Origin of the sequence: Streptomyces sp. NPDC053076 (genome assembly GCF_044546845.1) — a bacterium.
GTDB lineage: Bacteria > Actinomycetota > Actinomycetes > Streptomycetales > Streptomycetaceae > Streptomyces.
In genome coordinates this window covers 1-15380 of record NZ_JBITZL010000016.1, presented here as the reverse complement: position 1 = coordinate 15380, position 15380 = coordinate 1, and the positions used below count along the sequence as shown (strand labels likewise).

Annotated in this window: 3 protein-coding genes and 1 pseudogene; all 4 read right to left on the bottom strand. The window is 74.9% G+C overall.

From position 1 onward, the window contains the following. Positions 1-40 precede the first annotated feature (40 nt). Positions 41-802 (bottom strand): thioesterase II family protein, encoded by a 762-nt coding sequence (locus tag ACIGYR_RS37465; RefSeq protein WP_399608412.1) that lies wholly within the window; start codon positions 800-802, stop codon positions 41-43. Beyond that, a pseudogene (locus tag ACIGYR_RS37460) lies at positions 799-4908 on the bottom strand (type I polyketide synthase); the annotation flags it as partial. The gene ACIGYR_RS37465 and the pseudogene ACIGYR_RS37460, both read right to left, overlap by 4 nt. Positions 4909-4922: 14 nt before the next feature. After that, the gene (locus ACIGYR_RS37455; RefSeq protein ID WP_400014450.1) at positions 4923-14318 is read right to left on the bottom strand and encodes a type I polyketide synthase; all 9396 of its coding nucleotides are present in this window, start codon (positions 14316-14318) and stop codon (positions 4923-4925) included. 66 nt (positions 14319-14384) lie between these two features. Next, the coding region (locus ACIGYR_RS37450; RefSeq protein WP_399608415.1) for a beta-ketoacyl reductase at positions 14385-15380 on the bottom strand (996 nt) is incomplete at its 5' end.

The window sequence follows — 15380 nt, the reverse complement described above, 5'->3', positions numbered from 1 at the left end:
CGGGGGGTGTGCCGGCGCCGGGGGCGCCGGAGGTGTGCGGTCAGTGGAAGCGCGCGAGGTCCTCGGCCAGCGCCCGGGCCACCTGGGCCTTCTGCTCGGCGAGGTAGAAGTGGCCGCCGGGGAAGCTGCGCAGGGTGAAGCCGCCCTCGGTGTGGTCGCGCCACTCCTCGGCCTCGGTGCGCGAGACCTGCGGGTCGTCGTCGCCGACGAACACACTGATCGGGCAGCGAAGAGCCGGTCCCGGCCGGTACTGGTACGACTCCACCGCGAGGTAGTCGCCGCGGATGGCCGGCATGATCATCCGGATGATGTCGTCGTCGAGGAGGAGCCGGTCGTCGGTGCCGTTCAGGCGGCGGATCTCGGCGATGACCCCGTCGTCGTCCATCAGGCGGACCTTGGTGTCGCGCAGGGTGGGCGGGGCGGTGCGGCCGGAGGCGACCAGTCCGAGCAGTTCGAGCGAGGAACCACGCTCGATCCGGCGGGCCACCTCGAAGGCCACACAGGCACCCATGCTGTGGCCGAACAGCACCAGCCGGCGCCGCGGCAGGGACTCCAGCACGGGGAGGATCTCGTCGGCGAGCCGGTCGACGGACGTGATCGGCGCCTCGGCGCGCCGGTCCTGCCGTCCCGGGTACTGCACGGACAGCACCTCGGCGACGGGCCCCAGGGCGGCGGCGAGCGGGCGGAAGTAGCTTGCCGAGCCGCCCGCGTGGGGGAAGCAGACCAGGGTCAGGTCGGTGTCCTGGGGGGCCGGTGGGAAACGGTGGATCCAGAGCTGTTGTGCAGTCAGGGCGTTGGTCATCCCCGTACCTCCGTGCGCAGCCAGGACGCGATGGCGTCGGCGGTTGTCCGATGGTGTTCGTCGAGCATCGAGAAGTGGTCTCCGGGTACGTCGACCACGTGGTGGGCGTACTCCCAGCCCGCCCCGCGTTCGCCCTGCGGCACGCCGGGGACCTCGGCGGTGGCGCGCAGCAGCAGCACGGGGGTGTCCAGGGGGTGCGGGGTCCACTCCGCGAAGGCCCGGAAGTAGCCGCCCATCGCCACCAGCCGCTGGTCGTCCAGGAGTTCGGCGGCCATGTCGTTCTCCAGCAGCTGCGAGACCATCAGCCGGGTGCTGGACCGGTCCGCGCTGCGGGCGAAGGTGTCGGCCAGGACGACGGCGGCGGCCGGCGTGCCGAGCGTGGCCAGGTGGGCGGCGACGGCGTGCGCGATCCAGCCGCCGGAGGAGCGGCCGAGCAGCACGGTCCGGCGGCCCGCGGCGAGTTCGACGGCGGTCTGCGCCTGCGCGGTGATCAGTGCCTCGGCCGAGCGGGGCAGCGGTTCGCCGGCCGCGAAGCCGGGGTGCGGCAGCGCCCAGACCTCTCCGGCCGCGCCGAGCGCCGAGCCGAGCCGCAGATACTCCTGCGGTCCGGAGACGGCGCTGAGCGAGGGGAAGCACAGGACGGCGAGGTCTCCCGTGCCGGCGGTGACACGGACCGGGGTGGGCCAGCGGTCCGCGTCGGCGCGCCGCTCGAAGTCCGGCCGTAGGGCCGCGGCGGCGGTCAGCAGCTGGAACCCCTCGGTCAGCCGGCCGGTGCGGTGGGCGTGCCGGAACAGGCCGGTCAGCGGGTCGCCGGCCGTCTGCCCGCCGGGCGTCTGCGCCAGGCACTCCGCGAGGTGGGCGGCCAGCGCGTGGACCGTGGGGTGGTCGAAGATCAGCGTCGCGGGCAGCGGCAGTCCGCTGGAGTCCCGGAGCCGGTTGCGCAGTTGCATGGCCGTCAGGGACTCGAATCCGAGTTCCACGAAGGACCGGTCCGGATCGACGTCCTGCGGCGTGGCGTGGCCGAGGACGGCGGCGGCGGCCGTGCGGACGTGGTCGGTGATCGCGGCGGCCCGCTCCTCGTCGTCGGCGAGGCGGGCGAGGATCGCCGGCAGCGCGTCGGTGTCCTCCTGCGCGGTGGGGGCGGGCGCGGGCGCGGCGGGCAGCGTCGCGGCGGGGGTGGACGCCAGCCAGAACGAGCGCCGCTGGAACGCGTAGCGCGGCAGTTCGACGCGCCGGGCGTCCGGGATGGCGGCGGTGAAGTCCACGGCGGCGCCGCCCACGTGCAGTTCGCCGGCCGACGCCAGGAAGCGGCCGAGGTGCCCCTCGTCGCGCACCAGTGAGCCGGTCACCGTGACGCGGCCGGCCCCGGTGGTCTCGGCCGTCTCCGTGATGCCGCCGACGAGCACGGGGTGCGGGCTCGCCTCCACGAAGTACCGGAAACCGTCCTGGACGAGCAGCCGTACGGTGTCCTCGAACCGCACGGTGCGGCGCAGGTTGCGGTACCAGTAGTCGGCGTCCAGCTCCGTTCCGTCGAGCGGGGTGCCGGTGACCGACGAGTAGAACGGCACGTCGGCGGGTTTGGGGGTGACGACGGACAACCGGGTCAGCAGTTCCTCGCGGACGGCCTCGACCTGCGGTGAGTGGGAGGCGTAGTCCACCGGCACCCGGCGCACGCGCACCCCGTCCGTCTCGCTCAGCGCCAGGAAGGCGTCGAGGGCGTCGGCGTCACCGGCGACCACGGTCGCGCCGGGGCCGTTGACCGCGGCGACCGCGAGCCGGTCCGCCCAGGGGGCGAGCCGGGGCGTCACCCGGTCCGCGGGCAGGGCGACCGACGCCATGCCGCCGCGGCCGGCCAGTCGGGTCAGGACCTGGCTGCGCAGGGCGACCACCAGCGCGGCGTCCTCCAGCGACAGGGCGCCGGCGACACAGGCGGCGGCGATCTCGCCCTGCGAGTGGCCGGCGACGGCGTCCGGCTCGATGCCGTACGACTGCCACAGGGCGGCCAGCGACACCATGACGGCGAACAGGGCGGGCTGGACCACGTCCACCCGGTCGAGGGAGGGCGCCTCCGGGTCGCCGCGCAGTACCCGGGTCAGCGACCAGTCCACGTGCGGGGCGAGCGCGTCCTCACAGGCCCGCAGACGGTTGTGGAAGACCGGGGAGGAGGCGGCGAGTTCGACGGCCATGCCGCGCCACTGCGAGCCCTGGCCCGGGAAGACGAAGGCGGTGCGGCCGGCCGTGCGGGCGGCGCTCGTGCCGCGCACCGTGCCCGGGACGTCCTGGCCGTCCGCCAGGGCGCCGAGCCGGGCGAGCAGGTCGTCGCGGCCGTCGGCGACGACGACCGCGCGGTGGTCCAGCGCGGCGCGGCCGGTGATCAGGGACCAGGCCGCGTCGGCGGCGGACTGTTCCGGGTGGTCGAGCAGGTGCGCGCGCAGCCGGGCGGCCTGGGCGCGCAGGGCCTGCGGGGTACGGGCGGAGAGCACCCACGGCAGGGGGCCACGAGCCGCACCGGCGGCGGCTTCCCCAGCCGAGACCGCACCGGCCACGGCTTCCCCAGCCAGGACCGCACCGGCCACGGCTTTCCCGGCCAGGACCGCTCCCGCCGCGGCTTCCGCAGCCAGGGCCGCGCCCGCGGCGACCCGTCCGGTCGGCATCCCGCCGGCTGCCGGTCGCCCGGCCTCGGTGGGCCGCTGCGCGGCGGCCGGCCCCGGCTGCTCAGCCGTGGCCGGCCCGGACCGCGCCGCGGCGGGTTCCCCGGCCGGGTCCCCGGGCTGTTCGAGGATGACGTGGGCGTTGGTGCCGCTCATCCCGAAGGAGGAGACGGCGGCGCGGCGCGGGCGGTCCGTGCGGGGCCAGGGCCGTGCCTCGGTCAGCAGCTCCACGGACCCCGCGGACCAGTCGATCTGCGGGGACGGGGCGTCGACGTGCAGGGTCTTGGGCAGGGTCCCGTGCCGCATGGCCTGCACCATCTTGATCACGCCGCCGACGCCGGCCGCCGCCATGGTGTGTCCGATGTTCGACTTCAGCGAGCCGAGCCGGAGTGGGCTGCCGGCCGGGCGGTGCTGGCCGTAGGTGGCGAGCAGGGCCTGGGCCTCGATGGGGTCGCCGAGCCGGGTGCCGGTGCCGTGTGCCTCGACGACGTCGACGTCCGCGGGGTTCAGGCGGGCGTCGGCGAGGGCCTGCCGAATCACCCGGCGCTGGGCGCGGCCGTTGGGCGCGGTCAGACCGGTGCTGGCGCCGTCCTGGTTGACGGCACTGCCCCGCACCACGGCCAGCACCGGGTGCCCGAGCCGGTGCGCGTCGGACAGCCGCTCCAGCAGGAGCAGGCCCACGCCCTCCCCCCAGGAGGTGCCGTCGGCCGCGGCGGCGAAGGACTTGCAGCGGCCGTCCGCGGCCAGGCCGCCCTGGGCGCCGAAGTCCGCGAACGCGCCGGGCGAGCTCATCACCGTCGCACCGCCGGCCAGCGCCATCGCGCACTCCTCGCGGCGCAGCGCCTGGGCCGCCAGGTGCAGGGCCACCAGGGAGGAGGAGCAGGCCGTGTCGACGGTGACGGCGGGGCCCTCCAGGCCGAGGAAGTAGGAGATCCGCCCGGAGGCGACGCTCCCGGAGTTCCCGGTGCTGAGGTAGCCCATCACCTCGGCGGGGAGGGCCTCGGCCCGGGTGGCGTAGTCGTGCAGGTTCAGGCCCGTGAAGACGCCGACCGGTTCACCGCGGGCGGCGGACGGGTCGAGGCCGGCCGCCTCGAACGCCTCCCAGGCCGCCTCCATCAGCAGCCGCTGCTGCGGGTCCATGGCCAGGGCCTCGCGCGGTGAGATGCCGAAGAAGTCGGCGTCGAACTCGTCCGCGCGGTGCAGGAATCCGCCGTGGCCCGTTCCGCCGGCCGGCCAGCCCCGGTTGTCCGGGAAGCCGGTGATGGCGTCCCGGCCCTGCGACACCAGCTCCCACAGGCCGTCCGGGTCGTCGACGCCGCCCGGGTAGCGGCAGCTCATGCCGATGATCGCCACCGGTTCGTGCCGGCGGTCGGTCAGCTCGCGCACCTGCCGGCGGGCCTCGCGCAGGTCGGCCGTCGCGCGCTTGAGGTAGTCGAGGTACTTCGCCTCGTTGGTCACAGGTTCCGTGCTCACGGCGACTCCAGTTCGGCGTCCAGCAGGTCGAAGATCTCCTCGGCGGTGGCGGACTCCAGGTCGGTCGCCGCCGGGCGGTCCACCGGCCGCTCCCGGGAGCCGGTGAGGGCGTGCAGCCGGGCGTGGATCTCCTCGCGTTCCGTGCCCTCGCCGGGCAGCGCGGACAGCAGCGCCTCCAGCCGGTCCAGTTCGCGGTGGAGTTCGCGGACACCGGACAGCTCGGCCGCGGCCTCCTCCGCCAGCCGCTCGGCGAGCGCGGCGGGGGTGGGGCAGTCGAACAGCACGGTCGGCGGCACCTGGAGGCCGGTGGCCGCCGTCACCTGGTTGCGCAGTTCCACGGCGGTGAGCGAGTCGATGCCGATGTCCTTGAACGACTGCGCCGGGTCCACGTCGTCGGGGCCGGCGTGCCCGAAGACCACGGCGGTGCCGCGGCGGACGATGTCGAGCAGCGTGCGGGCCCGGTCGTCCGGCGCCAGTGCGAGCAGCCTCTCCCTGGCCCCGGGCGCCGCGGCGGGCGCGGCCGTGACCGTGCGCCGGACCGGCGAGGACGCAGCAGCGGTGCGCTGTGCCGCCGGGCGGGGCAGGTCGGCCGGTACGGGACGCAGGCCCACGCGGTCCGCCGACGCGACCGGCAGTCCGTCCTGGTCGGTCAGCAGGAGGGACACCGCGTCCGGCGCGTCAGGCGCGGCCGGGGCGACGCGGACGCGGACGGTCGTGGCGCCGGTGGCGTGCACGGACACGCCCGACCAGGACACGGGCAGCAGGCCGACCGACCCGGTCAGCCCGAGCGGGTGCAGCGCGGCGTCCAGGAGGACGGGGTGGACGCCGTACCGGTCCGCGTCCTGCGCCTCGGCCGGCCCGAGGGCGACCTCGGCGAACATTTCCGCGTCGCGGCGCCACACGGACCGGACGGCCTGGAAGGCCGGTCCGTGGTCGAGTCCCGCCTGCGCGAGCAGCCCGTAGAGGTCCTCGGCCGCGGCCGGTCCGGCACCGGCCGGTGGCCACGCGGCCAGGGTGGTGTCCGGGGCGGGGCCGGTGGGGCGCAGGGTGCCGTGGGCGTTGCGGACCCATCCCCCGAGGCCGGAGTTCTCCTCGGGCCGCGAGTGCAGTTCGACGGTGCGCTCGTCACCGGACGGGCCGACGCTCAGCCGGAGCTGGACGCCTCCCCGGTCCGGCAGGACCAGCGGGGTGTCGAGGGTGAGTTCCTCGATGAACTCGAAGCCGGTCGCGTCCCCGGCCCGCAGGACCATGTCGAGGACGGCCGAGGCGGGCAGCACCGGCGTCCCGGCGACGGTGTGCTCGGCGAGCCAGGGGTGGGTGTCGGCGGCGAGCCGGCCGGAGAACACCAGCCCGTCGCTGCCGGGCAGTTCGATGGCGGCGCCCAGCAACGGGTGGTCCACCGCGCCGATTCCGGCCGCGCCCAGGTCCTCCGGCGGCGTCGACGGCGCGTCGAGCCAGTAGCGCTGCCGCTGGAAAGCGTAGGTGGGCAGCTCGGTGCGGGGCGGGCGGGGTCCGTCGAACGCCGCCGACCAGTCCACCGGGGTGCCGCAGAACGCCGGCCAGTCCACGGCCACGCCGTGCGCGTGCAGCTGGACCACGGCCCGGCTCAGGCTCTGCACCTCGCCGGTGCCGCCACGCAGACAGGGCACGAAGGGGACGGCTTCGGCGTCCGCCGGCAGGCAGTTGGGGCCCATCGCGGACAGCACCCCGTCCGGGCCGACCTCCAGGAAGGTGGTCACGCCGTCGGCCGCCAGGGCGGACACGGCGTCGTGGAAGCGCACGGGCTGCCGGACGTGCCGCACCCAGTATTCCGGGCTGCCGAGTTCCTCGGCCGTGACCGGACGGCCGGTCACGGTGGAGACGAACGGCGTGCCGGCCGGGGCGAACCGGACGCGGTGCGCCACCTCGGCGAAGCGGTCCAGCATGGGGTCCATGAGCGGTGAGTGGAAGGCGTGGCTGACCTCGAGGCGCTTGGTCTTGCGGCCCAGGGCGCGCAGCCGTTCGGCGATGCCGAGCACCGCCTCGGCGGAGCCGGACAGGACGACGGCGGACGGCCCGTTGACGGCGGCGACACCGACCTGGTCGGCCGCCTCGGCGACGAGGTCGAGCACTTCCCGCTCGGTGGCCTGTACGGCGACCATGGCGCCGCCCGCCGGCAGTTCCTGCATCAGCCGCCCGCGGGCCGCGACCAGGGCGGCGGCGTCGGGCAGGGCGAAGAGGCCGGTGACGTGCGCGGCGGCCAGTTCGCCGATGGAGTGCCCGGCGACGGCGTCGGGCCGGATGCCCCAGTGTTCGATCAGCCGGTAGAGGGCGACTTCCAGGGCGAAGACGGCGGGCTGGGTGTACCCGGTCTGGTGGAGCAGGGCCGCCTCGGGGCTGTCCTCGGCGGCGAGGACGATCTCCTTGAGCGGCCGGTCGAGATGCGCGTCCAGGGCGGCGCACACCTCGTCGAAGGCTGTGGCGAAGACGGGGTACGCGTCGTACAGCTCGCGGCCCATGCCGAGTCGCTGGCTGCCCTGCCCGGTGAACAGGACGGCGAGCCGGCCGGAGCGGCGGCGGCCCTCGGCGACTCCCGCGGCGGCCTCACCGGCGGCCACGGCGGCCAGGCCGCGCAGGAGTTCGGCACGTTCCTGGGCCACCACCACGGCCCGGTGTTCGAAGGCGGTCCGGGTGGTCAGCAGCGCGTGTCCGGCGGCGCCCAGGTCGAGCTCGGGGCGCTCGGTGACGAAGGCGTGCAGCCGCTCGGCCTGTGCGCGCAGCGCCGGCTGTGTCTTGGCCGATATCACCCAGGGGACCGGACCGAACTCCGTGTCGGGCACCGGTTCGGCCGCCGGGGCCTGTTCGAGGATGACGTGGGCGTTGGTGCCGCTCAGCCCGAAGGAGGAGACGGCTGCCCGGCGCGGCCGGCCGGCCTCGGGCCAGTCCCGCCGCTCGGTCAGCAGCTCCACCGACCCCACCGACCAGTCCACATGCGAGGACGGCGCGTCCACGTGCAACGTCTTGGGCAGCACACCGTGCCTGAGCGCCATCACCATCTTGATGACACCGCCCACACCGGCGGCAGCCTGCGCATGCCCGATGTTCGACTTCAACGACCCGAGGAACAGCGGCCGTTCGTCAGTGCGCTCCTGGCCGTAGGTCGCCAGCAACGCCTGCGCCTCGATCGGGTCACCCAACCGCGTACCCGTGCCGTGCGCCTCGACCGCGTCGACGTCCGCCGGGCGCAACCGCGCATCGGCCAACGCCTGCCGGATGACGCGCTGCTGGGAGGGCCCGTTGGGCGCGGTCAGGCCGTTGCTGGCGCCGTCCTGGTTGACGGCGCTGCCCCGGACCACGGCGAGCACCGGATGCCCCAGCCGCACCGCGTCCGACAGACGCTCCACCACCAGCACACCCGCGCCCTCGGCCCAGCCGGTACCGTCCGCGCCCTCCGCGAACGCCTTGCACCGCCCGTCCGGGGACAGTCCACGCTGCCGGCTGAAGTCCAGGAACGCCGCCGGTGACGACATCACCGTCACACCGCCCGCCAGCGCCATCGCGCACTCACCGCGCCGCAGCGCCTGCACCGCCAGATGCAGCGTCACCAGCGACGACGAACACGCCGTGTCCACCGTGACGGCCGGCCCTTCCAGGCCGAACGTGTACGACAGCCGCCCGGCTGCCACGCTGCCCGCGGTGCCGGTGCCGCGGAACGCCTCCAGTTCCTCGGGGACGGTACGCAGCCGGGTGAGGTAGTCGCGGTTCATCAGGCCCATGTAGACGCCGGTGCGGCTGCCGCGCAGCGAGGTGGGGTCGATGCCCGCCCGCTCGAACGCCTCCCACGACGTCTCCAGCAGCAACCGCTGCTGCGGGTCCATCGCCAACGCCTCACGCGGCGAGACACCGAAGAACCCCGCGTCGAAGTCCGCCGCCTCGTGCAGGAACCCGCCCTCACACGTGTAGACCTTCCCGCGCACCTGAGGATCCGGATCGTAGAGACCCTCCAGGTCCCAGCCACGGTCCACCGGGAAGCCGGAGATCGCGTCCGAACCGGTGACCACCAGCTCCCACAGGTCCTCCGGCGAACTCACCCCGCCGGGGAAACGGCAGCCGACACCCACGATGGCGATCGGATCGTCATCCGTGCCGGTGACGGGTCCGGCGGTGCCGGTGCTGTCGGTGGTGTCCTCCGCCAGGAGTTCCCGGCGCAGATACGCCGCCAGCGCGGCCGGGGTGGGGTAGTCGAAGACGAGGGTGGGGGGCAGGGCCAGTCCGGTGAGGGGGCCGAGCGCGTTGCGCAGTTCGACGGCGCTGAGCGAGTCGACGCCGAGGTCGCGGAAGGTGTGCTCGGCCCCGATGGCGTCGGGTGTGGCGTGGCCGAGGACGGTCGCGGCGTGGGTGCGCACCACGTCGAGCAGCACACCGTCGCGTTCGGTGGCGGGCAGCGCCAGCAGCCGGTCGCGCAGCGCCGCGGTGGGCGCGACCGCTGTCCGCGCGGTACGGCGGGAGGTGCGGATGACTCCGCTGAGCAGCGGCGGTATCTCGCTGCCTGGCCGCGGCGCGGTGTCGAGCCGCATCGGGAGCAGGGCCGCCCGGTCTGCGGCGAGGCAGGCGTCGAAGAGCGCCAGGCCGTCCTCGACGGTGAGCGGGGCGAAGCCGGCCCGCTCGATGCGGGCGAGGTCCGCCTCGGCCAGGTGGCCGGTGATGCCGCTGCGTTCGCCCCACAGACCCCAGGCGAGCGACAGGGCGCTCTGTCCGGCCGCGCGGCGGTGGGCGGCCAGGCCGTCCAGGAAGGCGTTGGCCGCCGCGTACCCGCTCTGTCCCGCGCCGCCGAACACCCCGGCGGCGGAGGAGAACAGCACGAAGTGCGCCAGGTCCAGGTCCCGGGTGAGTTCGTGGAGGTGGAGCGCGGCATCGGCCTTGGGCCGCAGCACCGCGTCGGCCTGCTCCGGAAGGAGGGATTCCAGGAGTGCGTCGGCGACGATCCCGGCCGCGTGGACGACGCCGGTCAGCGGGTGTCCGGCGGGGATGCCGGCCAGCAGTCCGGCGAGGGCGGACCGGTCGGCCACGTCGCAGGCGACGACCGACACGGTGGCGCCCAGCTCGCCGAGTTCGGCCGCCAGCGCCTCGGCGCCCTCGGCGGCCGGCCCTCGGCGGCTGGTCAGCAGCAGATGGCGGACGCCGTGTGCCGTCACCAGGTGCCGTGCGACGGCCGCGCCGAGGGTGCCGGTGCCGCCGGTGACCAGGACGGTTCCGTCCGGCCGGAACGCGGCGGCGCCGGTGGGGACCTCGGCCCGGGCGAGCCGGGCCACCGACCAGGTGCCGCCGCGGACGAGGAACTGCGGCTCGGTGCCGAGCACGGCTGCCGTGAGCGGCTCCGCGGGGCGGTCGGTGTCGACCAGGACGAACCGCCCCGGGTGCTCGGTCTGTGCGGAACGCACCAGGCCGTGCAGCGCGGCGGCGGCCGGGTGGGTGACCTGCTCGCCGGTCGCGCCGCCGGTGACGAGGACCAGCCGGGCGGTGCCGAAGCGCTCGTCGGCCAGCCATGCCCGCAGCAGCCGCAGGGTGCGGTGGACCGCTTGGTGGAGGTCGTCGAGCGCGGGCCGCTCGCGCACGACCACCACGTCGGGGAGGGCCGCACCGGCGTCGAGCGCGGCCGCGAGGGCCGGCAGGTCGGGGTAGTGGTCGTCCGTCGCGGGGCCGACGCCGGCCCAGCTGCCCGGGGCCAGCTGCTCCGCCGCCTCCACGGGGAGCCAGTCGAGCCGGTACAGGGCGTCCGCGGTGGCCGAGGTGCGCAGCGCCTCGGCCGTGACGGGCCGTACCACCAGCGACTCCACGGACGCCACCGGCAGTCCGGCCGGATCGGCCACCGTCAGGGTCATCGTGTCCTGGCCGGCCGGGGCCAGCCGCACCCGCAGGGTGTCGGCGCCGGTGGCGAACAGCCGCACCCCGGCCCAGTGGAACGGCAGCCGCGGCCGGCCCGCGCCGGCCGCCGGTTCGGTGAGGCTCCACACGTGCAGCGCGCTGTCCAGCAGTGCCGGGTGCACGCCGTACCCCTCGGCCGGCTCCTCGGACAGGGCGACCTCGGCGAAGACCTCGGCGCCGCGTCGCCAGGCCGCGCGTACGCCACGGAAGGCCGGGCCGTAGTCGAGTCCGGCGGTGGCGAGGTCGTCGTACAGCGTGTCCACCGGGAGGGCGTGGGCGCCCTGCGGGGGCCAGTGCGCCAGGTCCGGGCCCGGTGCTTCCACGGCGTCGTCGGCGGTCAGGGTGCCGGTGGCGTGCCGGGTCCACGGCCGGTCGGGGAGGCCGTCGGGCCGGGCGAAGACGGTCAGTGCGCGCCGGCCCTCCGGGTCCGCGGCGCCGATGGCCACCTGGATCTGGACGGCGCCCTGTTCGGGCAGGACGAGCGGGGACTCCAGGGTCAGCTGCTCGAGCGTGCGGCAGCCGGACAGGTCGGCGGCGTGGAGCGCCAGGTCGACGAAGGCGGTGCCCGGCAGCAGCACCGTGCCGCCCACCGCGTGGTCCGCGAGCCACGGCTGGGTACGCGCCGACAGGCGTCCGGTGAGCAGGAGTTCGTCGGCGCCCGCCACCGACACCGCAGCGCCCAGCAGCGGGTGGTCGGCGCCGCGCAGACCCAGCTCGGCCGGCCGGGCGGAGCCGGCGGCCGGGGAGTCGGCGAGCCAGTAGGAGGCGCGGTCGAAGGCGTACGTGGGCAGCTCGGTACGGCGCGGACCGAGGTGGCCGAAGACGGCGTCGGCGTCGACGTCGATGCCGCGTACGTACAGATGGGCCAGGGCGGTCAGCAGCGTGTCGGGCTCCGGGCGCCCGTCGGCCAGGGTGGGCAGCAGTACCGCGTCACTGTCCTCGGCGAGACACTCGCGTCCCATCAGGGACTGCATCGCGACCGGGCCGAGCTCCAGGTAGGTGCGGACGCCGTCGGCCTCCAGGGTGCGCATCCCGTCCAGGAACCGGACGGCGCCACGGACGTGGCGGCCCCAGTACTCCGGGGAGCAGAACTCGTCGGGGTCCGCCAGCCGGCCGTCCAGGCAGTCGATGACGGGGATGCGCGGCCGGCTGAAGTCCAGTGCGCGGACCGCGGCCACGAACGGTTCCAGGACCGGTTCCATGTGCGCGGAGTGGAACGCCCGGCCGAAGGACATCCGGTGGGTCCGCCGGCCGGCGGCCTGCCACTCGTCGCCGATCCGCGCGACGAGTTCCTCGTCACCGGAGACGACCACCTGCCGCGGGCCGTTGACCAGGGCGATGTCGGCCGTGCCGGAGCGGCCCCGCAGGGAGGCGCGGACCTCGTCCTCGGACGCCTCGATCGCGACCATCGTGCCGCCGGGCGGCGTCCGCTGGAGCAGCCGGCCCCGCGTGGTGACGAAGGCGGACGCGTCCGCCAGCGACAGGGCACCGGTCACGTGCAGCACCGCCGAGTCCCCGTTGGAGCCGCCGAAGACGACGTCGGGCCGGATGCCCCAGTGCTCGACCAGCCGGTAGAGGGCGACCTCCAGGGCGAACACCGCCGGGTGACCGTAGTCGGCCTGGGCGAGCAACGCGGCCTCCGGACTGCCCTCGGCGGCGAAGACGATCTCCTTCAGCGGCCGGTCGAGATGCGCGTCCAGGGCGGCGCACACCTCGTCGAAGGCCGCCGCGTAGAACGGGTACGCCTCGTACAGCTCACGGCCCATGCCCAGGCGCTGGCTGCCCTGGAAGGTGAACAGGAAGGCGAGCTTGCCGTCGCCGCGTGCGCCCCGCACCACGTGGGCCGCGGGCTCGCCGGCCGCCACGGCGGCGAGCCCGGCCAGCAGCTCGGCGCGGTCCCCGGCCAGGACGACGGCCCGGTGCTCGAACCCGGAACGGCGGCGCAGCAGCGAGTACGCCGCGTCGACCAGGTCGAGTTCCGGCCGCTCGGTGACGAAGGCGTGCAACCGCTCGGCCTGTGCGCGCAGCGCCGTCTGAGTCTTGGCGGATATCACCCAGGGCAGCAGTGCGTACGGCCGGTCGGGCGCCGCCTCCGGTTCGGCCGCGGGGGCCTGTTCGAGGATGACGTGGGCGTTGGTGCCGCTCAGCCCGAAGGAGGAGACGGCTGCCCGGCGCGGCCGGCCGGCCTCGGGCCAGTCCCGCCGCTCGGTCAGCAGCTCCACCGACCCCGCCGACCAGTCCACATGCGACGACGGCGCGTCCACGTGCAACGTCTTCGGCAGCACACCGTGCCTGAGCGCCATCACCATCTTGATGACACCGCCCACACCGGCGGCAGCCTGCGCATGCCCGATGTTCGACTTCAACGACCCCAGGAACAGCGGCCGTTCACCGTCCCGCTCCTGGCCGTAGGTCGCGATGAGCGCCTGCGCCTCGATCGGGTCACCCAACCGCGTACCCGTGCCGTGCGCCTCGACCGCGTCCACATCTCCGGCACCGAGCCGGGCGTCCGCCAGGGCCTGCCGGATCACCCGCTGCTGCGAGGGCCCGTTGGGCGCGGTCAGACCGTTGCTGGCGCCGTCCTGGTTGACCGCGCTGCCCCGCACCACGGCCAGCACCGGATGCCCCAGCCGCACAGCGTCCGACAGACGCTCCACCACCAGCACACCCACACCCTCACCGAAGCCGGTGCCGTCCGCGCCCTCCGCGAACGCCTTGCACCGCCCGTCCGGGGACAGTCCACGCTGCCGGCTGAAGTCCAGGAACGCCGCCGGTGACGACATCACCGTCACACCGCCCGCCAGCGCCATCGCGCACTCACCGCGCCGCAGCGCCTGCACCGCCAGATGCAGCGTCACCAGCGACGACGAACACGCCGTGTCCACCGTGAGGGTGGGGCCCTCCAGGCCGAAGGTGTACGCGATGCGCCCGGCCGCGATACTGCCCGCGGTACCGGTGCCGAGGTGGCCCTCCAGATCCTCGGGTACACCGCCGGCGTGAACGGCGTAGTCGTGGTACATCAGGCCCATGTAGACGCCGGTGCGGCTGCCGCGCAGCGACGCCGGATCGATGCCCGCCCGCTCGAACGCCTCCCACGACGTCTCCAGCAGCAACCGCTGCTGCGGATCCACCGCCAACGCCTCACGCGGGGAGACGCCGAAGAACCCCGCGTCGAACTCCGCCGCCTCGTGCAGGAAGCCGCCCTCTCGGGCATAGACCGTCCCGCGCACCTGAGGATCCGGATCGTAGAGACCCTCCAGGTCCCAGCCGCGGTCCACCGGAAAACCGGAGATCACGTCCGAGCCGGTGGCCACCAGCTCCCACAGGTCCTCCGGGGAGCGCACCCCGCCGGGGAAACGGCAGCCGACACCCACGATGGCGATCGGCTCGTGCGCCTTGGCGTCGACGTCACTGAGCCTCTGGTTCGCCTGCCGGAGGTCGGCCGTCATCCGCTTCAGGTACTCGAGGAGTTTTTCCTGCTCTGCCATCGCCTTGCCCAATGCCTTTCGAAGATCACGTAGGAAGTGCCGTTCAGCGCCTTGAAGCGGCCCGTGTCACACGGATCCGAATTCCTTGTCGATGAGGCCGAACAGCTCGTCGGCTGTGGCCGAGGCGAGTTCCTGGTCGATGCCCGCGCTGCCACCGCCGGTGCCGGCGACCTTCGCGGCGAGAGCGCGCAGCCGGGACGACACCTGCTCCGGGTCCGGGATCAGGGACAGGGAGGAGAGCAGGGCGGACTCGAGCCTGTCCAGCTCCGCCAGGACCGCGGCCGAGTCCGGGTCCGGGCCGTCGTCGAAGAGCTCGCTGCCGAGGTGGTCGGCCAGGGCGGCCGGGGAGGGGTGGTCGAACACGACGGTCGGCGGAAGCTTCACACCGGTCGCCGCACTCAGCTGGTTGCGCAGCTGGACGGCGGTGAGCGAGTCGAAGCCCAGTTCCTTGAAGGCGTGGTCCGCCGTCACCGAGCCGGATCCCGAGTGCCCGAGCACCGCGGCGGCATGGGTGCGGACGAGGTCCAGCAGGGCTGTCCGGCGCTCTTCCTCGGGCAGCCCCAGGAGTTGCTCCCGAGCCGAGGCGGACGTGGACCGTGCGGTGCCCGGCCCGGCGTGCGCGGGGTTGCGCACCTCGTGCCGGAGCACCGGCGGTACGTCCTGGCGGCGGAGCTCCGCGTGGTCGAGGCGGATCGGCACCAGCACGGGCTCTCCGGAGTTCCGCGCGGTGTCGAAGAGGCCCAGCGCCTCCTCGGAGGACAGGCCGAGGACGCCCGACCGGCCCGCACCCTCGCCCTGCGTGTCGGAGAGCGACGCCGTCAGCTCACTGCGCTCGCTCCACAGGCCCCACGGCAGGGACAGCGCCGGCAGTCCGGCCGCGGCGCGGTGGGCGGCGAGGGCGTCCAGGAACACGTTGGCCGCCGCGTAGTTGCCCTGGCCGGGGGTGCCGAGCACACCGGCCGCGGAGGAGAAGAGGACGAATGCCTTGAGGGGGTGGTGGCGGGTGAGCCGGTGGAGGTTGAGCGCGGCGTCGACCTTCGGACGCAGGACGCGGTCCAGCCG